The organism is Pseudomonas poae, assembly GCA_028869255.1.
In the GTDB taxonomy this organism is placed as follows: domain Bacteria; phylum Pseudomonadota; class Gammaproteobacteria; order Pseudomonadales; family Pseudomonadaceae; genus Aquipseudomonas; species Aquipseudomonas poae_C.
Genome location: CP110972.1, coordinates 1178369 through 1197310 on the forward strand (window position 1 = coordinate 1178369; position 18942 = coordinate 1197310).

Here is an 18942-nt window from a genome sequence, read left to right on the forward strand (position 1 = left end):
GCGTGGGGAATGGCCCTACGAGTTGGTGTGCTCATACATCCGCTTGATGGCGGTAAAGTCGAGATGGCGCGGGTATCGCTCATGCCATAAACCTTCTTCTTCGTTGAGGATCTCCCCGGCTTGGAGGCGCCTGTTGAGTGCTTCCCACAGTCGATACCTACCAATCGGGTCATTAGGTAATTCGAATCTGCTGGTTTTGGGAGGCGTAAGGCTTGCGGCAAATCGCTGGGCGTCGGCCAGTTGCTCGGCGCCGATGTCGGCGGATGGAGCAGGGGAGGTGGTGATCATTTCTACGCGGCTGCCGGTCAGCGTTTCCAGCTTGTCCACTGCGCGTTTCACCTGGCCTTTCTCGCGTTTATCGTAGGCCTTTTCAATCATGGATTTCGGCATGTAATCGCTGGCATTACCGTCGAGGATTGCTTCGCCGATCAACTCCCCATCCAGCGTGCGGACCCAAACGCGGGATGAATCGCGCACGTCGTATGCCAGACAAATTTGCTCGCCCTGAAAGTTACGCAAAGCGTCCAGGAAATAGGTTTCTCCGGCCCAGGTAACTTCGCCGCGACGTGTCGGGCGGATAACTTGCGGGCGTGTCAGGTCATTCAACAACTCGGCGGGTGCCACAATCGGTGCCCAGCCAGCGGCAATGGCTGCGCTCCAGGCCTCATTTGGGCTCATGTGACGAATCTTGCCAGTCAGCGGATCGCGGAACTTTGCCAGTCCCCGATGCGGGCAGTTGTTGTAAGTTTCGATCTCATATTCGACCCCCGACATGAACTCGGCGAAGGTTGGAATCAGGCGGGTTTTTCCGGTTTCGCGCAGTTCTTTGCGGCCAATCCGATGCACCTTTATCCCGGCGTGTTTGTCCATGTCCGCGCCAATGTAGCTGGTTAGTTTCTTGGCAGCGTTGACCCATATTGTTTGGTGAGAGCGTTCGATTAAACCTCGTGCTTGGCTGTTGTAAGGCAAAGCATGGGTCATGGTGCCGCCCAGGCGGTCGACTACCTCGCGGACAGTGTCGTTGGCGAAGCCTGAACCGTTGTCGACGTAGAAGAAGGCGAACATGCCGTGCTTCATGGCATCGCGTAGCGCGTCCATAACACCGATGGTCGATTCGGCTTCACCAATGGAAATACCAACGGCCTTGCGGGTGGCGACATCGAGGACGGTGGTTGCTTCCGGGCGGTATGGCTTTCCGGTGCGCGGGTTCAAGACCTCTGCGTCGAACTTATGGCCGTCGGCGGTAAACACGTCGCATGGCAGCAGGTTTTTAGTGGTCCGGCGCTTGAAGGGTTGCAGGGCCTTGAGCTCCTGCGGGGAGCGACGGCCGCGCTCACGGGCTTCGGCGCTCAACTTATTAAGGAAGCGGCGGACGACATGAATACTCGGGCGGTCGGCTGGATGCTTGAGGGCGAACTCGGCATAAGCCGCTTCGACGCTGGGCTTGGTCGGGCGCTGATAGCAGGTTAGGAATGCCGCCGACCATATTGGTAGACTCAAATCTTTCTGGCGGCGTGCTGGAGCCAACCCGATTTCACCCTGTTTACGATAGTGGGCCAGCCAGCGTTTTAGCGTGCGCTCGCTCAAGGATCGCTCGCCGGATTTACGGTTGTTCGCCCGTTCCACGAGGCCGGTCAGGTATGTGCTGAGTTGGTCGGCTTTCGCCAGACTTACTAGAGTCTCGATGGCGTGTTGCTGACTGATGGCGTGATTCAATCGCTCGATCTCGCGCACAAAGGCTAGGCGGGCCATCATTACAGAGCGTTGACCTTCGTTTAAACGTGACGGAAAAACGGTGTCACGCTCTAATAAATTTTGGTGGGTATTGGCACTCGGTGACGTTTGCAGCGTTGCGACTGAACGGGCAATTAGCGCTGTTTGGGTATCAACCGGAAATTGAGCGAATGGAAATTCCTGTGCTTTTGAGCCTTGCCTACGTTGGCTTTTCCAGCCCGCACGCGATGCAGCTTTCCTAACGCCCTGAGTCGTTTTTGGCATGCCAGTTAAACCGGCGAGCTCTTTGGCGGTGTACCAGCTTTGCATCAGCAGACCTCCTGCTTCGTTACCGGACGACAGGCCCTGGTGCCATTGGCGCCAGGGCCTGTAGCTATCGCTATGCTGCTTGGCGAGCGGCCTGGTATAGAGAGTCAGCATCTTCAACGAGTAGCTGTAGAGCACGCGAAACCTTCGCGATGTCCCGAGCCCCAGTGTCATCTGCATTGCAAACGCTCAGTACAGAAAGCAGGTCTTTAACGGCACCTAGACGCCAGTCAGCGGCGTCCATCAGATCCCGTCGAGTTGCACTGTCATTGAAGTAAAGGACTGGGTTTGAAGACCCTTGTGAGTTGGAGTCGAGAGGCTTGAAGTTAGCCATGGGTCACCTCCGCAACATCGTGGCTTGATTCAAGAGCACGCGCCTTTTCCATAGCGGCGTTGTAACGACCAAGGCGTACGGAAAGTGAAGAGTCTGCTTGCAGAGCGGAGAGAGCCATCGCTCTGAGGGCTGCTGCGCGGCTAAGCGCGGACGGATTTCGGGTATGTTGCTTCATGGGGTGTTGCTCCAACTTAATATGTGGAGCTGTCACCAATCGCCGTCAAACGATTTAGGGTGGCAGCTGTGCGCGGGTTGACGGACCGGGAAAGTTGGCACCCAGCGCACCCGAAGGTGCCCCACGCACAGCCGCCATAACACGAAACGGCAGGCACAAAAAAAGCGCCTGCTGTCGAATGGTGGGCGCTTATGCGCCAACTTGCTCGGGCCGTCAAACCCGGTCGCTGATATGCAGCGACTTGTGGACATTAGCCGTTTCCCATGTGATCGGCAAGAGCTAACGTTCCGTAGGGGATAGGAACGTTACTCGGGAAGAGCGTTGCATCCGTTTCTTTTTGCGTCCGTTTCTGATCATCTGATTCGTAAATCTAGGCTCTTAAAAAAACCATATAAAACAATAGGTTGTTGTTAAAACGAAACGATGGAAACTGAAAAGATGTTCGTTTCCTTTTCTGCTGCTAGAAAAGGAGCCAATTTACTAGGCAGGAGAGAGCTGAAGCGCCTAGTTCTCGGGCGTTCCGGTAACTCCAGGCTTATGAGGTCGGTGTGCCAAAGAGCCCGCTAAACGCATACAAATTTGCTGATAATCCTCTTTTTCCGCTTAGCGCGTCTTTGGCACTGATTCAGAGGGGAATTGGAAGGAGGTTCTCTCCGGAAACCCTTGATCTACCTGGCTTGGCTCGATTTGTCTCGGATAATCCCGTTTCTTCCCGCCGACCTCCTCACCGGTGCCAAAGCTGTCACTAACTCACACCACCTGAAAGGCGTGGTTGTTTTACTGCTTAACGCTTGAGTAAAGGAGAAAGTCGCGCAGGCTCCTGCCGCGGACTATCCAGGATCCCTTTACGGTAAGTACCGTGCTTGTTGGATCGCCATAAAGGACGGCGAGCGCCTCTCGGGAGCAGAGAAGTGGCTAGAGCAGGATATCCACAGTTTCAATCGCCAGGGCAGCGTGAATGAAATTGTAATTGGGCCGATCACCAGACAGCCCACCGCGATGAGGTTCTCCGACTGCGTGTCGTTAAACAGATCGCTAGTAGTTCTGACGTCATTTGGATACTGTTGAGCAAAATGCCATCAACGGGCATAGGGAAATGTCATGCGCATCGTTTCAGTCGATATTGAGCATTTTCGCGGGATTGAATCTCTTCATTGGTCACCCGCTCCAGGCATGAACTGTCTGATCGGTCCCGGCGACTCGACAAAAACCTCCATACTTGATGCGATTGAGCTTTGTCTTCACCCGAAGCCTTATACGCTGGCAGACGACTGCGATTTCTATAATTTGGACACCTCGAAACCAGTCGATATCATGGTGACGCTCGTAGACCTGCCCACGGCATTCCTGTCTGAAGAGCGTTATGGGATGCATATGCGAGGGTGGAATGCCGAAACGCTAAAAATTGAAGACGAGCCAGACGAGGGACTGTACTACGCCCTATCGCTACGGATGACTATTGACGCATCACTCGAGGCTCGTTGGTCGCTTTATAACGATCGGATAAACGCAGCCGAGAAAGACCCTCCCACCTTGCGTTATAAAGACTGGAAACTGCTGTCAGTTACACGTCTCGGCCCTTATGCAGAGCGACACTTAGCTTGGGGACGGTCATCTGTATTGACGCGAGTGGGGGAATGCAACAGTGGGTATTCGCTCCAGCTGGCTGATGCCGGAAGAGCTGCCAGGAAAGCTTTCGGCAACACCAATCAGAATATTTTCAAGTCAGTAATCGATCGCGTGGAGATTCTGAGCAGGAAATTTTCCGTACCGGCTAGGGGCGCCTATGCTGCGGCTTTAGACGTCGATGGGGTGAACATCACCGCTGGAGGTGTTTCTCTGCATGATGATGGTTTACCACTGCGCATGCTTGGCACCGGTTCCTCCCGGTTGATTGTGTCTGCTCTCCAGCACGAGGTAGGCCACCAACATATTTCGATGATCGATGAGGTTGAGTTTGGTCTTGAGCCTCATCGAATCGCCAGGTTGCTGAAGCTTCTGAAAACGGCTCCGGCAGGCGAAGGGGCGAGTCAGGCACAGATATTCATCACCACGCACTCACCAGTCGTAATTTGCGAACTGAAGGCAGAGGATATTTTTTCTGTCAGGTCATCTGCCGGTGTTACCGAAGTTAAATCCATATCCGCGGCAGTACGGAAGCTAGGCACCGCACAACGGCACCTGCGAGGTGCACCAGAAGCGTTCCTCGCCAGACGAATCGTTGTCGGAGAAGGTCGGACAGAGCAAGGCATTGTTCGTGGCCTTGATAACTGCTGGGTTGAACGAGGAATGGACTCGTTGGCCGCCCAAGGCGTTGTCGCGGTCAATGGTTCAGGCAAAGACAGTGCCCCGGTGATCGCCGAGCATCTTTGTGACCTCGGTTATCAGGTGTTGATGTTGCTCGACTCCGACGAGCCGCCAAACCCCGCCGCAATGGCGAGAGCCCAGGCCAAAGGCGCTATATGCCTTCAGTGGCCAGGACAATATTCAACTGAAGAACGCCTGTTTATTGACTTGCCGTGGGGCGGGGTTGAGGCCGCAGTAAAATACGCGAGTGGGTGTGCCAGCACCGACAGTATCTTGACTGGTATTAACAAAACACTGAAAGTCATGGGCATCGACCAGATTGGTGACCTAGCCCTGCCTCCTTGGAGAGATGAGCCTAATTTCAGACTTGCTTTGGGCAAAACAGCGAAGGAGGAAAGCTGGTTCAAGGACATCACCAGAGGGGAAGGTTTAGGGGAAATAATCGTGAACCATTTTCCTCCCCACGACGTGACGCCCTTCGCGAATATCATCTCCGATCTGCGGAAGTGGATCGATGCTTGAGTCGCCTGAGAATACGCTCAGCCTGTACATTTCTGGTTTGGAACGTGCAAGCATTGTTGCCGCAGCGGGGTGTGGAAAAACTGAGCAAATAGCACGGGCGGTGGCTTATTCAGGTCAGCGGCGCTTAATTCTCACGCATACACACGCGGGGGTAGATGCGATCACCGCGAGACTTAACAAACTCTCGGTTCCTAGTGACAAGTTCAAGGTCGAGACCATCGCAGGCTGGTGTTTAAGATTCGCCACTTCGTTTCCCTTACGCTCAAAAATCAAAGCTCTTCGGCCGACTACTTCAGCAGAATGGAATGCCGTCTACGATGCCGCTCTGAGACTCCTTCAGACCAAGGCAGTCGCCGAAATCATTGGTGCTTCCTACGAAGGTTTGTTTGTAGACGAGTACCAGGATTGCTCACCTGTACAGCATCGGGTGGTTTGTCTTTTAGCCAATCAACTTTCCACCTGTATTTTCGGTGACCCACTGCAAGCGATCTTTGATTTCAAAGGGCAGAATCCAGTGAGCTGGGGGACGGAGGTTTATCCCGCGTTCCCTTTGGTAGCCGAGCTAAATACACCATGGCGGTGGAAGGCATCGAACAACACCCCCCTTGCTGATTGGTTACGAGATGTACGCAAAAAACTTGAAGCTGGGATGGCAGTCGATTTGAGGGCTGGTCCGGCATGTGTCGAATGGTTCGAGCTTCCTGATAATCCTATGTATCAGCAGCCCGTCATTTATGCGCAGTGCCTGAAATCTATATACGACGGTGAGAGTGTGGTTGTCATTGGGAATAGCACCAACGAGGCAAGCCGGGCATCACTAGCGCAAAAGCTTTCAAAGAGAGCGTTCTCCACTATTGAAGCGATCAACTGTAAATCTCTGGTCAAAAATGCAAAAGCAATCGAGGGTGCTGTGGGCCAGCAGCTTTTTGGCGCGTTACTGAATTTCGCCAGTGAGTGCATGACGGGTACTGACAAAACCCCAATGGAAAAAGCCATTGCCTCTCGCCTCAAGGGAGGTCGAGCCGGGATGAAATTTTCCCCATTGTTTCCTGTCATTGATTCGCTGATCAGCACCAACACTGGGGACGCAGCGGTAACGTTCCTGGATGCTCTCAAAGCCATGCCGGGGACATATCTGTTCAGGCGCGAAATGTTTTACTCGATGCGCTCGGCGCTGATTCTGAGGGGGACCGTGGAGGGGTATACCCTAATGTCCGCTGTCGCGGAGGTGCAGAATAGGCAACGTCATATGGGGCGCAAGCTGCCGTTTCGTTGCATCGGCAGTACGCTGCTAGTGAAAGGGCTTGAATTCGACCATGCAGTGATAGTGCAGTCGGCCAATATGTCCGCGAAGGACTGGTATGTGGCCCTTACAAGAGCAACCAGAACCATCAGAATCGTCAGCTCGCAACCTGTCATTCGGATTGTCTAAGAACCATGGCTTGCAGGTTCTTTTTCGGACTGCACTCTGTGGTCGAGCCAGTAGTACAACTTCAACGCTACGGACTTTATCCCAGCAGGGCATTTAGCTTAGTGAGTGCTGGTCATATCCATGCAATTGGGTGGTCAGAGCGAATGCAATTCATTGGTCCGAATGATGCATTTAAGAATGGTTATGACGGGGAGGTCTATGTCCTGCAACTGAACTGAGACATTTGCAATCTTGAGCGTCATAGAGCGCAGGGCGCAAATGGAGATTACCCTGGTGCTTAGACAGCAAGGATCGCGCGATGAGATTTTGACTAGTATCCGCTTCCTTCTGCCAGCATTTCTGAATGGAATACCTTGGGAGAGCTAGGCGAGTGATTCTGACTGACAACGAAACAAAAGTTGACTTGCTCAACAATGAGGCGATCGCAACAACCATTATCGAGTTGTTGCGTGAAAAGCCAGATCACCCGGTTACGATTGGGGTTCATGGAGATTGGGGCGCCGGAAAGTCCAGTGTTTTGGAAATGATCGAGACAGGTTTTTTGGGACAGGACGACGTGCTTTGCCTCAAGTTCAACGGCTGGCGCTTCCAGGGCTTTGAAGATGCCAAGATCGCACTGATCGAGGGGATAGTTACTGGTCTGGTTGAAAAACGTCCTGCTCTGACGAAGGCTGGAGGGGCTGTTAAGGATGTCTTCAATCGAATTGATTGGTTAAAGGTTGCCAAGCGTGCAGGAGGCCTGGCTCTCACTGCATTTACCGGCATCCCAACTCCGGACCAGATCAATGCCATCGTGGGAACGCTCGAAGGAATGTTCGCCGATCCTGCTAAATTGGCGACGAAAGAAAATCTCTCGTCTGCAATCGACGGCGTGAAGTCGATGTTAAGGCCGGCTGAAACAAAAAACGTTCCGGAGGAGGTCGAAGCTTTTAGGAAGGCCTTTGACAAGCTCTTGAAGGATGCCGGAATCAATCAGCTCATCGTCTTGATTGATGATCTTGACCGCTGTTTACCAGATACTGCTATCGAAACACTCGAAGCAATTCGTCTGTTCGTCTTCACCGCGCGCACCGCCTTCGTTGTCGCCGCTGATGAGGCGATGATCGAGTATGCGGTGCGTAAGCATTTTCCGGACTTACCAGAAACGACGGGACCGCGTGACTACGCTCGAAATTACCTAGAAAAACTCATTCAGGTGCCATTTCGCATCCCGGCTTTAGGTGAAACAGAAACGCGGATATACGTGACGCTGTTGTTGACGGGGGCTGAGGTCGGTGAAGAGGATGCGGGTTACGCGAAGCTCATTGCTGTCGCGCGCGAATGCTTAAAACGACCATGGGAGAACGCTGGCCTTGATGCCGCGACGATCAAATCGACGCTAGGAAAGCAGGCAGAGAAAGCCAACAACGCCCTCGTGCTTAGCGACCAGCTCGGCCCCATCCTGGCAAGTGGCGCCAAAGGCAATCCGCGCCAGATTAAGCGTTTTCTCAACACGCTGTTGTTGCGAGAGCGTATGGCCACCGCGCGCGGATTCGGTGACGACATCACCTTGCCCGTGTTGGCCAAACTGATGCTCGCTGAGCGCTTCATTCCGCGACTGTTTGAGCAGATCGCATTTGTAGCGGCTGTCCACCCAAAGGGGCACTGCGAGGATCTTGAGACGCTTGAGAAGAGCCTTGCTGTCGATGATTCCGGTGCGAAGGTTGACAGCAAACCTCTTGGGACCCACACAGGTAAAGGCTCCATTGCAATGGAAACTGTATTGCCGGTTCCCGAGAGCGCCGTATTTGCCGAGTGGAGCTCTTCGGGAATGGTACGCGACTGGGCGCAGGTCAAGCCCCTGCTGTCTGGGATTGATCTTCGTCCCTATCTTTTCGTGACGAAGGACAAAAAGGACTACTTCGGTCCGGTGTCGGTGTTGGGACACTTGGCGAGCGTGGTGGAAAAATTGTTCGGTGGAAAAATGATGGTGCAGGGCTATGAAGCCGAGCTGAAGCTTCTTGTACAGCCCGAAGCCGACAAAGTTTTCGAGGCAGTGCGTACCCGAATCATGGGCGCTGGTGCCTTTGAGACCATGCCGGCGGGTGTAGATGGCCTTGTCGTACTGGCCAAGGCGCAGCCTGGGCTTCAAAATAAACTAATGGACTTCCTAGAGGCTCTACCGAGCAGTAAGTGTGGGCCATGGGCCGTTCGGGGCTGGCAAGGCGTCATCAAGGACACGGAGTGCGTAGCGCGCCTGAAAGCGCTGCTCACACAATGGAGCAAACTGACTGACAATCCGTTGCTGAAACAGACTGCCGAGTTGGCGCTGAAAGACACGAAAGGAGTTCGGTAATGGGGACGTCAACGGCATACGGTGGTCCGGGCGGCGGTACGCCGCTGGTGCCTTCATGGTTGGGAGAGTCGCCTGCCACAGGCGAAGGGGGGAAGCCAACGGCGTCGCACCGGCTGATGGCGTATCGCCTCCAGTAGCGCCCAATCGGCCGGCTATTCCAGCTTCGGCCGATCCTCAACGTTTTTCTGGAGCACGAAGTAGCTTTACCCGTTTTGCCGGGTCGGGTGGTACTGACCGCGCTAGCCTTGGACGCGCTGTCTCGCGCTACGTTTCCACATCCTCGGGAGGCGCACGGCAAGCGGCACAGCGCATGGGGGCTTCACGTGGTGCCGGAGCTAGATTGCTGGGTTTTTTGGCAGATGCGCAAACCCGTGGTGTGCGTGAAGCGCTACGCTCGTTGGAGCTTGAGTCACTCGCAGGACGTCCCATAGCAGAGATCTTCGTCGGTTTGGCCGACTACATCTGTCCTGGGGCAGGCACCGTCGACGAAGGTATCGCGCGTGAGGCGTACATCGAAACAATCATTGAATTGACCACCGAGGGGCTAACGGACCTTTCAACCTTCACTCCTGACCAAATGCAAACAGTGTTCGAGCTGTATACAACACACGCCATTGAAGCGAGAATTTGCAACGACATCGGCACGAAGGCGGTAACGATGCCAACAAGCGCGCAGGCGGCACACCGTGTGGAAGCCCAACTACGCGATTTCATCCGAGGGGGTGTTAGCGATGCGCTCACGAGGGCGCGTAGCGAATCTCCACATTTGACCCCGGAGCGCATCCAGTCATTCGTGGACACTGTGTACGAGTCCGCGTTCGCTATCCTACAATCGCTCGGTGACGCAGAGGCGGACCAATGAAACGACAACTCATTGCTGGTCGCCTCGGACTTGACGACGATACCGACATTCCTATGGGCGCGGACGAACAGCGGACCTTGCTGCAGATGGTTGTGGGGGATAAGTCGCTTGATCACGGCATTGGAAGTGCCCTGACGAGTTTGAAGAAACTGGGCATTTTCCCATCGGAGATTGGCATTGATCTGCTGGTGGTCGCAGCGCATGTCCATGCGGCCGACACCCGTATATCTCGTGTCGAACAGTCGCAGGACTCGTGGACGCGGGAAATCCGTCTGGTCATTCCAGTTAGCGAACCAGAGCGCTGGACTGGCGCAGTTCCAACTCTGACGAAAATATTGAATTTCTTGACCGGCGACCGCTGGACAATCGGATTTCGGGCGCGGCCGCCTAGGTTCGCTTTCATCGCACAAGAAGCACCTCCTACCTTGATCGCACCACCGTTCGATTCCGTGAGTTTGTTCTCAGGTGGTTTGGATAGTTTGATTGGCGCAATTGATCTTTTGGAGGCCGGAGCGACACCGCTCCTGGTCAGTCACTTTGGTGAAAGCGCAACCAGCGATGCTCAAAGTAAGCTCTTCGGTGTCTTGAAGAAACACTACAACAAGTCATCATTTGAGCGTTTGCGCGTGGGCATGACATTCGACGATGGGTTGGTCGAGAATGTCGGATCTGAGAACAGCACGCGGGGCCGTTCATTTCTGTTCTTCGCACTGGGTGTGTTTGCTGGAACCGGTCTGGACAAGGCCTTCGTACTGCAGGTGCCTGAGAACGGGCTGATTGCGTTGAACGTTCCTCTTGACCCATTGCGCCTAGGTTCAAACAGCACACGCACCACTCATCCCTACTATATGGGGCGTTGGAACGAGCTGCTTGTTGAACTGGATATCAACGGACGTATCAATAACCCTTGCTGGGACAAAACCAAAGGGGAAATGGCATCAAATTGCCGTAGTCAGCCATTGCTGACCCAGCTCGCACCGGATTCGCTGTCGTGCTCATCGCCGACAAAAGGACGCTGGCAGGGTTTAGGTATTGAGCATTGCGGGTACTGTTTGCCCTGTTTGATTCGACGTGCCGCATTAGATGGCGCATGGGGAGTGGGAGTGGACAAGACGACCTATACGGTGCCCGATCTTCGCGCCGATATCCTGGACACCCGTGAGTCTACGGGTAAGCAAGTAAGGTCTTTTCAGTACGCGATCGAACGTCTGCGTGGGCGGCCACAACTCGCAAACCTCCTAATCCATAAGCCGGGCTCGCTCGTCGACGAGGTTGCGCACCTCGATCAGCTCGCCGATGTTTATCGTCGAGGCCTTGAAGAAGTTGCTCGGCTGATTGATGGCGTTGAGACGAGGCCACGCTGATGTCGGGATCGGATAGAAGCGTTACAGCTGGCCTTGTGGATTTTCACTGTCATTTGGATCTGTACCCGGATCATCCAGGCGCGGTTCAAGAGGCGGAGAATGCGGGAGTGTTCACGTTGGCTGTGACGACGACTCCGCTAGCGTGGCCACGGAATCATGAGCTAGCCCAGCGCACGCGTTACGTGCGCGCCGCGCTGGGACTTCATCCGCAGTTGGTTGAGGAAAGATTTGGCGAGCTCGATCTGTGGGATCGATATCTGCCAGAGACGCGTTATGTTGGGGAGGTAGGCCTAGATGCGGGGCCGCGCTTCTACAAGTCATTTGATCTGCAGAAGCAAGTCTTTCAGCATGTTCTGCAGCGCTGCGCGGAAGCAGGGGGCAAGATCATCACGGTCCACAGCGTCCGATCGGCTAAGATCGTACTCGATCACATCGAGTCCTATTTGCCACCTCTACGAGGAAAAGTGGTACTCCACTGGTTTACGGGCACGAAATCGGAGGCTGCACGCGCGCTCGAACTGGGATGCTATTTCTCGATAAACGCCGCGATGCTGGAAAATCCGAGACACGTGACCGTGGTCTCCACGATCCCGATAAACAGATTGTTGACGGAAACAGATGGACCTTTTACCAAGACCGGCTCGAGATCTTCTAAACCAGCAGATGTTGAGGTGGTTGTTGAAAAGCTCGCGCGCCTGCATAACGTTGCCCCTGCCACGATCGCCGCGACCGTACGGGATAATCTACGCACCTTGTTAGAACACGGGGAATAGATAGACTCTATGGTGCGCTGATGGGGCTGGACCTATTTTCGCGACCAATTTTTTCTCATTATCATTTGTTTAAAAGATGAGGATTGCAGCAATGCCACTCACAGAAAAAGACGTTGCAGATATGAAGACGCTGATTAAGGACCGAGTAGCGAACTACCCTAGGCTAAACGAAATGGTTGCTACGGGATTGCTGATCTATAAATCCGGCTGGTATGAGGCAACGGGCAAGGAGGCTTATGACTCCATCATTCAATACGCTACCTCGATTCGAGTAAGCAAAGAGGGGAAGGCACAGATCAAGGTCGCACGCGAAAGTAAAAGGTTGAAGGCTATAGCGGCAAAGTTGTGACTGCGATAGGGGGCGGCGCTTTCGCGCCAAGCCCCACGATAGATACATACTTACCTCTCATCAAGTGCGAGAAATGGGTTATCTGGCGGTATCAATTCTAAAAGTGACATCGGCTCCGCAATCAAGTACCCCTTCAAGGTCGTTTTCTTCCTGGGACCTTGCACTATACACGTCCAGATATTCAATCCGTCACCACGCTTCCTGTGGACTTTCAGTTTCTCGAATTGCTTCTGCATCCAACGCCATTCTTCAATTTCCTGATCGACACCCTTGAAGATGCCAGGAAACTCCTGGACATAACGTTGGAAAAGACCCGGTGTTACGAGAAACACAGTACCGCTCACCGTGTGGATTTTAGCCTTGCTGTCGTTGATGATCAGCTTGTGGCTCTGGATGCCTTTCATGACCCAATTCAGGAATGCCTGGCCAGGGCTACTCGAAAGAGGAGTTGAGATTTCGAGAGCGCTTGCTGACGATGCGTCACTGGCCTCTGGCTCCTCTAGCTCGAACATGTCCAGCAACGTGCCGAGGTAGTCGGCATCCTCCATCGTCATGGGATCTGGCTGTGATGGATTTTGAGTTGAGTTTGTATTGACAGCCTTGGTGGCTGGTGGTGATACCGGAGCGTTGGGCTGATTGTCATCGAGTGCAATGCTCACCGTTCCGTTGAAAGCCTCGGGGCGGTCTTCACTTCCCCAAATCAACGCCGGTTGAAGGCGCAGAAAGGTAAAGGTTTGCTGCCAGTTTCCCTGGACGACGAGCGCGGTCCAGATGGCTTTGCCTTCTGGTGTGGACTCGACCAGACCATGCGATTGCAGTTCGTCGAACACCGCGATGTTGGATGAGGGAATGCCCTCAACCGATTGCGCCAGCAGATAGGCTCGCAGTTTATCCGTGACCGCCTTGCTGACGAGCCAGAGTGCGTCTTGAGTCAACCAACCCGCGGCACCTGGCTGGTTGAGTTTCAGCTCGTGTTGAACCAGATGACGCAGTCCGCTGATCAAGTGGTATTGCAACGAATGAGTCGGCGCTTGCAGCGCCTTGCTCGGGTTGCCACCGATGTTCTGCGCGGTGGAGACGCGGTCGGCCTGAATGACCAATTCGCCCAGCACGCCGGCACGTTCGTATTGGCCCGCCAGGACATACAGAAGGTAGGCCCACAGCGACGGAAATCCACTGAGCCAGTCCAGGATTGGGCGGTCGAGAATTTGGGTGTAGAGCAAGCCTGCGGCCGCGCTGTGCAGGTGGTAGTCGCGGCCTTTGAGGTAGCGAAAACGGTAGGGCTGATCCAGCGGGCCCTGCCAAGGATGCCAAAGACGGCCATCTTGGCGTTCGACCAGCAGGTCCACGGCGATCTTGCCGATGTCATGCAACAGGGCGCCATAAGCAATACCCGCCGACCAGGCGTCGGTTTGAGCAGCTTGGTCTTCGGGCGCGGCACCGGTCGGAAGCAGATAAGACTGACGCAGTTTCAAACTGCAAGCTACCAGTTCCAGCCCATGGTCGAGCATGCCGCCGAGATATGCATGGTGGTGCGTCTCGCTGGCCGGGAGTTGCTGGACCTGCTCGGCGTAGCGATGGATCGGATTTAAATAGAGCTGGATGAACTGCGCGTGAGATAGAGCGGTGTACTGCCAGATGCGATCGAGTAACTGACGGCGGTGTTCCGCTGCTAACAAGCTGTGGGCCGACTCGATGGGCAGGTAACCTTCGGCAACGCTCACGGTCGGTGGCGGAGAGGGCTTCTGCCTTTTATGGCGAAACAGACTGAGCATCGTCACCTCCGGGAAGTCGCTGGGTCAGTGGCCTTTTAGCCTTTTCGGATAGGGCTCTTACCCTTGACTCCCCATTCCTTTCCACCCTTACCCGTCCTTTTGGCTTGTGTCCCTTTGTGCGGCAATCGAAATATGGATACCGCTAGGCATCGATTTGTTGGGGGGCTAGTACGGAAAAGAAAAGAGTCGGTACACTGCGGTGCATATTTTTTGGGTCTTGCCATGAACCTCACTGACGCCACGCTCGTGCTACTGCTCGCGGCACGTATCCATGGGACCGATGAAGCCGTCAGGGCCTCGGCGAAGAGCGTGGTCAAGAAGTTGCCGCGCAGTAAACGCGATCTGATCTACAAAGTGATCGACAGCCGGAGTCCGCTTGAACTGGTGGATTTTCTGGCGCAGAACCTGGATGCGGAATGACAGGCTGCGGGTGTGTGCCCATCTCCGTTTCTTTGCGTCAGAGCCCTGCGGCATGGGGATTTTTCTGGGCGTTAAAAAAGGGTCCAACTCGTGTTGGACCCTGTGAAGCGTTTGCAGTGGTGAGGTAACGATCAAGCGCCGTCGTTCATGCAGAGTGAGTCATCCAAGACCGCTTGCTTCAGTTGCTGTTCCAGGTTGAGTACATACTCCGAGGCGCTTCGGGCCTGGCCACTGGCACGAAAGATCGCGCGTTTGTCAGCCCTGAGCAGGCCGAGCCAGGAATCGATATAGCCCTCGTGCCTCAGTTCTCCCTGAATGCCGGCGTAAGCACATAAAAACGCAGCGCCCATCTCGGCGATCAACTCCTCAAAGGCATAGCCTGGCGAGCCGAACGGACAGGCTGACGTCACGCCTTCGCGCTGCAACCGAGAGTGATGCCCGGTCCAGTGTGTCAGCTCGTGAAGTGCGGTGGCGTAGTACCTACCTTCATCGTGAAATTGTGCTTTTGTCGGCAGTTGGATGAGATCCCTGATCGGGTGGTAAAGGCTTCGTCGGCAGGCCGATGAACGATGTGTGCACCTGAACTTAACAGCAGATTTTCCGCAAAGCTGTTGGCCTGGAAGGGATCCGTCGGTTCCGTTTCGAGCTGGGTTTCATTGAGCGCTTCGAGCCCCTCCGTTTGCTCGATGTTGAACAGAAAATGCGTCCTGAGAATGCCAAAGTGAGCGACCTTGGGCTGACCGTTTTCATCCAGTACGGGTAGGCCTGACTCGGTCTGTTCCTCGCGCTCCATCGGCTTGTAGAGCACTGCCAGGGCGCTGTGCTCACCCTTACGAATGTGCCCACCGGCCTTTTTGGCTTGGTTGAAGGTCAGCCAACGATCTTGAGTGAACCCCTGCAACCTGGCCTCAGCCCAGAGCAACGGTAAATTGATGCCCGAATACGGACGACGCGTGATGGCGTTAATGGGGTAGGGTTGATGACCGACGTCAGCTGAGCCACTTGAGGACCAGGGTTTGATCCAGGGGGCAACGCCTTGGTCTAACGCGTTAACGATCTTGTCAGTCACGTCTTGGTAGATATCGCGCATGGAATTTTCCTCAAGAGAAAAACGGAGGAACGCCTTGCCCGTCGGGGGAGGGTTCCCCGGTTGGGTGATGGGTTGGATTGATGCAGGTCTTGCATGCCGTCCGAATGTGGAGGTGGGCGCCGCCAATTGCGCTTAGCGCTGGTATTCTCCTGCAAGCGCTATCAGCAAGGCGGCAGGCTGACCCGGTTCTTGGAGTAGGCTGAGACTCAATTGCAGCAATAGGTCGTGGTCTAAGTGATCGGTTGGTTCAATGGCTACATCGAACAGCACATAGGGCTCGTGTGGAGAGGCCAGGTGGGCTTCGAAGGCTGCGCGCATTACGTGGCTCAGCCGATCGACCTGCAGCTTCCCAGCGTGATCGGAGCGCTCGAGCAGTACTGCGTGTTGCCAAGCCCCAGGAGTGAACACAATGGGCAGCCGAAGGGTGTTCAGTGCTTTCGGTGTAAGTGAGTCGGACATGGTGTGCCTCCGTTGAAAACGCGAAGAAACCTGTCCCGTGGGAGGAAAGAATTTCCCCGCGGTGGGTTGAAGAAAAACAAGAAGGTTGGCCTGGCGAGCAGAGCTCGACAGGTGCTCAGGAGAGCAGTAGGCGTTCATCACCGCAGAAACGGTCACCGTGCGAGCTACCGAACGCTAATCGCACTTGGGGAGAGCCATCACCGAAGTGACGTAGCCTTGAAGGCTCTGGCTACCTGGGAAGGTGCTGTCGATAACAGCGATCCGTACCTTGTATTTAGCCGGACGATTGATATGGGTCAATCACTGTAGAGAAGCTGTTTCACGAGGTTTGTCTGCTGTCTTCCAGTGAAGATTTTTCGGCTGGGTAACCTGATAAACGGTCAGGCACGGACAGTTTTCAGTAGTAGGCTGTTACTCCTGTCTCAACCATGAAAACGCTCAGAAGAGGGCGAGACCATGCCGACTCAGAACCCTGTTCAAGTTTCCCGCGCCCACCGCTGGGCCTATATCTGTGGCATGTCGATAAAGCGCGGGTATCGCAAGTTGAAAGCGTTTGAGTCCCGCGTGGCTGAGCGTGCGGTGTCAGCAGGTATGCCCGCAGGTAAATTAATAGTTCGTGGGAGCTTTCTGATTGCCAAACTGGCATTGATCGGAGGATTGCTCTTTGTCAGTGCTTGGCTGGTTACTTTCATTGTGATGATGCTGGCTGTCATTACTTTGCTATGGCTCAGGGCTTTTATTGGTGCCGATCAACAAGAGAAAAATCCAGGGCCAGACTATCTAGGTGCTGACCTCTACATCGGTGACTTCGACGACAACGGGCATTATATAGGCGACAGCAAGTCATCTAATTGAGCGCTTAGCAGCACCCAATATTTGATCCGTACCTTTGCTCGCTGAGTCACTTGCTGCTTTGATACCGTTCGCCAACATGCCTTGAATCCCGTTGCCGACTGAATATCCTGCCCAGCTCATGGCCCCTAGAAACAGCATCGGCAGCACGATGAACATCGCCCCCATCACATACTCAATGACCTGCGCGGTGACCGTCCCATCCATAAGTCCGGATGTGGGCAGCGACAACAGCACCTGGTTGGAAGCCGACACCTGGTTGTACAAGGTGTCGAGCATGCTGGAGTCGACCCAGCGTGCCAGCTCCCACCAGAAGCTCAACATGTGCAGCGTGAACAGCGCGAACGTCACCGTCATGACGGTCTTCAGCTGGTAGGTACTGACCAGCAGGATCAACGGCAAGCTGATGATGACGCCCATGATGAGGAAGGCCTGCACCATTGGCAGTGCGGCACGTAGCGCATTCATCGCCGGGAAGTTGCTGAAGGAGCCGAGGGCCAGCCCAGTGTTGGTGGCCAGGTTATTGAGCCCCTGATTGATCGAGCCGCCACGAGCGCTAGAGCCATAGTCCTGGTACACCTGTCCGGGCGACATGGACATTGATTGCTGGCGCGGGCTGACCAGCTCACGCAAAGTCGCATCCTCAATCTCGTTGCTTGAGCGGCCAGTCAACCAGCCTTTCAACTGAGTCAGCAGCGAAGGATCGACTTGCTCAATCAACCGCTCTCGCAACCCGACACCGCTGTCATTCCACCACTGCTTGCAGGTGGGGTAGCCCGCGCCATTCTCTAGCCGCGGTAAGGAAACATCGCGGCTTTCGTCATACGGCCAGTTGACTCGCGGTGTGCGCGAGCGATCGGTGTCGTAGTAGCCCGGAGTGTCGAGAAAATAGCTTGAGCCGATCCAGGACGCATCATGACTTTGCGCCTTATCCAACTGCGGACGGTTGGTGAACAGCCGAGAGCGGGAATAGCCATAACAATCGCGAGTAAAGTCGGCGATTTCTTGTAGCAGTACCTGACTGTCGATTCGGGAACTGTCGATCTCCATCCGCATCTGTCGGATATCCGGTGTGCAGGGGATGGAGGCGGTAGCCGCCGCGGTCACACCTTTGCTCAAGGCATGCACCAGAAACCACCAGATCGGCACATTGGCAGAGCGTTCGCCTATGGTGTTAAAGGTAGTCCCCCAAGCGGTTTCCGCTGGCTTGGCCACACTGACGCCGCATCGTTGGCTCGCTGCATCATCGAACGCCATTGAAGAGAGGTTTAGCGGAAAGACCGGCGCGCAGCCGAACAATACGATGATGTAGGCCAACCACAGCCGGTTCTCGATTCGTGGCACCGAGAGCAATCCCTTGTTGCCTTCATCCGCGCCTTGCTGACGGGCCGACAACCACTCTTGCAAGATGATCGCGCCGAAGGGCGCGGCAAACAGCCCTGTGTCGGACAGGACGCTCCAGAGGCCGTTGTTGATGATCCAGGCCAGTAGAGAGAGGTAAAACTCCAGGTAGCTGTTGGTGCTCATGAGCATGGTGGTGATCTCACAGTCGGGTGAACTCGACGACGGTCAAGAGCACGAGTCCTAATGTCCCGATGCGCTGAACGCGCAGTCGATCCTGTGGCCGATGTCGGTAGCGCCGCAGCAGGTCCCACCAAAGCGCAAAGAGGGCGCCGTAGAGCAGGGCACGCCACCACCGCAGATAGGGCCGAACGGATTCGAATGCCTGCTGCCAGGCCTCGAAGCTGCCCAGCGCAGTGCGGCCGATCCATGCGACTAGTGCGGCGGTCAGGATCATTACCACGGCAATCCCCAGACTCGAAAGCAAAGTGAATAGCGGTGAGCGTTTCATG

Annotated in this window: 15 protein-coding genes and 1 pseudogene; 9 read left to right on the plus strand and 7 right to left on the minus strand. The window is 54.9% G+C overall.

Annotated features, from left to right (window positions below):
* Positions 1-15 precede the first annotated feature (15 nt).
* Both LRS56_05585 and LRS56_05590 read right to left on the minus strand, forming a co-directional pair.
* Entirely contained in the window at positions 16-2220 is a 2205-nt protein-coding gene (locus LRS56_05585; GenBank protein WDU63989.1) for a DNA-binding protein, read from the minus strand.
* A 146-nt stretch (positions 2221-2366) separates the two neighbouring features.
* Complete coding sequence (locus LRS56_05590) at positions 2367-2549, minus strand: hypothetical protein (protein ID WDU63990.1); 183 nt, start codon at positions 2547-2549, stop codon at positions 2367-2369.
* 1101 nt (positions 2550-3650) lie between these two features.
* Here LRS56_05590 and LRS56_05595 point away from each other — a divergent pair.
* The 7 genes from LRS56_05595 to LRS56_05625 all read left to right on the plus strand — a co-directional run bounded on the left by LRS56_05595 (position 3651) and on the right by LRS56_05625 (position 12493).
* Entirely contained in the window at positions 3651-5378 is a 1728-nt protein-coding gene (locus LRS56_05595; protein WDU63991.1) for an AAA family ATPase, read from the plus strand.
* The gene (locus tag LRS56_05600) at positions 5371-6810 is read left to right on the plus strand and encodes a UvrD-helicase domain-containing protein (GenBank protein WDU63992.1); all 1440 of its coding nucleotides are present in this window, start codon (positions 5371-5373) and stop codon (positions 6808-6810) included. Before LRS56_05595 ends, LRS56_05600 begins: the two co-directional genes overlap by 8 nt.
* A 370-nt stretch (positions 6811-7180) precedes the next feature.
* Entirely contained in the window at positions 7181-9145 is a 1965-nt protein-coding gene (locus LRS56_05605) for a P-loop NTPase fold protein (GenBank protein WDU63993.1), read from the plus strand.
* Positions 9146-9485: 340 nt separating this feature from the next.
* Positions 9486-10007: a hypothetical protein gene (locus LRS56_05610; protein ID WDU63994.1), complete on the plus strand. Its 522-nt coding sequence runs from the start codon at positions 9486-9488 to the stop codon at positions 10005-10007.
* Positions 10004-11371, plus strand: a complete 1368-nt coding sequence (locus tag LRS56_05615; protein ID WDU63995.1) for a hypothetical protein — start codon at positions 10004-10006, stop codon at positions 11369-11371. Before LRS56_05610 ends, LRS56_05615 begins: the two co-directional genes overlap by 4 nt.
* Entirely contained in the window at positions 11371-12144 is a 774-nt protein-coding gene (locus LRS56_05620; protein ID WDU63996.1) for a TatD family hydrolase, read from the plus strand. Before LRS56_05615 ends, LRS56_05620 begins: the two co-directional genes overlap by 1 nt.
* Positions 12145-12235: 91 nt before the next feature.
* The gene (locus LRS56_05625; protein WDU63997.1) at positions 12236-12493 is read left to right on the plus strand and encodes a hypothetical protein; all 258 of its coding nucleotides are present in this window, start codon (positions 12236-12238) and stop codon (positions 12491-12493) included.
* A 50-nt stretch (positions 12494-12543) separates the two neighbouring features.
* On the opposite strand, the gene LRS56_05630 is transcribed toward LRS56_05625, so the two are convergent.
* On the minus strand, positions 12544-14268 hold the full coding sequence (locus tag LRS56_05630; protein ID WDU63998.1) for a helicase/relaxase domain-containing protein: 1725 nt from the start codon (positions 14266-14268) through the stop codon (positions 12544-12546).
* Between the two features lie 222 nt (positions 14269-14490).
* On the opposite strand from LRS56_05630, the gene LRS56_05635 reads away from it, so the two are divergent.
* Positions 14491-14688: a hypothetical protein gene (locus LRS56_05635; GenBank protein WDU63999.1), complete on the plus strand. Its 198-nt coding sequence runs from the start codon at positions 14491-14493 to the stop codon at positions 14686-14688.
* A gap of 131 nt (positions 14689-14819) precedes the next feature.
* Here LRS56_05635 and LRS56_05640 read toward each other — a convergent pair.
* Together LRS56_05640 and LRS56_05645 are read right to left on the minus strand one after the other, a co-directional pair.
* A pseudogene (locus LRS56_05640) lies at positions 14820-15778 on the minus strand (zincin-like metallopeptidase domain-containing protein).
* Positions 15779-15910: 132 nt separating this feature from the next.
* Positions 15911-16237, minus strand: a complete 327-nt coding sequence (locus tag LRS56_05645) for a hypothetical protein (GenBank protein ID WDU64000.1) — start codon at positions 16235-16237, stop codon at positions 15911-15913.
* A 456-nt stretch (positions 16238-16693) separates the two neighbouring features.
* On the opposite strand from LRS56_05645, the gene LRS56_05650 reads away from it, so the two are divergent.
* A complete protein-coding gene (locus tag LRS56_05650; protein ID WDU64001.1) occupies positions 16694-17092 on the plus strand; it encodes a DUF3742 family protein in 399 nt (132 codons plus the stop codon).
* On the opposite strand, the gene LRS56_05655 is transcribed toward LRS56_05650, so the two are convergent.
* Complete coding sequence (locus LRS56_05655) at positions 17081-18622, minus strand: conjugal transfer protein TraG N-terminal domain-containing protein (GenBank protein WDU64002.1); 1542 nt, start codon at positions 18620-18622, stop codon at positions 17081-17083. The genes LRS56_05650 and LRS56_05655 overlap by 12 nt on opposite strands.
* 10 nt (positions 18623-18632) lie before the next feature.
* A complete protein-coding gene (locus LRS56_05660) occupies positions 18633-18941 on the minus strand; it encodes a hypothetical protein (GenBank protein WDU64003.1) in 309 nt (102 codons plus the stop codon).
* Between the last annotated feature and the right edge of the window lies 1 nt (position 18942).

What these genes read in the sequence shown, in the direction of transcription:
- LRS56_05630 (WDU63998.1), bottom strand. Translation starts at nt 14,268, where the DNA reads ATGCTCAGTCTGTTTCGCCATAAAAGGCAGAAGCCCTCTCCGCCACCG.
- LRS56_05625 (WDU63997.1), top strand. Translation starts at nt 12,236, where the DNA reads ATGCCACTCACAGAAAAAGACGTTGCAGATATGAAGACGCTGATTAAG.
- LRS56_05590 (WDU63990.1), bottom strand. Translation starts at nt 2,549, where the DNA reads ATGAAGCAACATACCCGAAATCCGTCCGCGCTTAGCCGCGCAGCAGCC.
- LRS56_05660 (WDU64003.1), bottom strand. Translation starts at nt 18,941, where the DNA reads ATGAAACGCTCACCGCTATTCACTTTGCTTTCGAGTCTGGGGATTGCC.
- LRS56_05585 (WDU63989.1), bottom strand. Translation starts at nt 2,220, where the DNA reads ATGCAGATGACACTGGGGCTCGGGACATCGCGAAGGTTTCGCGTGCTC.
- LRS56_05655 (WDU64002.1), bottom strand. Translation starts at nt 18,622, where the DNA reads ATGCTCATGAGCACCAACAGCTACCTGGAGTTTTACCTCTCTCTACTG.
- LRS56_05650 (WDU64001.1), top strand. Translation starts at nt 16,694, where the DNA reads ATGCCGACTCAGAACCCTGTTCAAGTTTCCCGCGCCCACCGCTGGGCC.
- LRS56_05645 (WDU64000.1), bottom strand. Translation starts at nt 16,237, where the DNA reads ATGTCCGACTCACTTACACCGAAAGCACTGAACACCCTTCGGCTGCCC.
- LRS56_05635 (WDU63999.1), top strand. Translation starts at nt 14,491, where the DNA reads ATGAACCTCACTGACGCCACGCTCGTGCTACTGCTCGCGGCACGTATC.
- LRS56_05600 (WDU63992.1), top strand. Translation starts at nt 5,371, where the DNA reads ATGCTTGAGTCGCCTGAGAATACGCTCAGCCTGTACATTTCTGGTTTG.
- LRS56_05615 (WDU63995.1), top strand. Translation starts at nt 10,004, where the DNA reads ATGAAACGACAACTCATTGCTGGTCGCCTCGGACTTGACGACGATACC.
- LRS56_05595 (WDU63991.1), top strand. Translation starts at nt 3,651, where the DNA reads ATGCGCATCGTTTCAGTCGATATTGAGCATTTTCGCGGGATTGAATCT.
- LRS56_05620 (WDU63996.1), top strand. Translation starts at nt 11,371, where the DNA reads ATGTCGGGATCGGATAGAAGCGTTACAGCTGGCCTTGTGGATTTTCAC.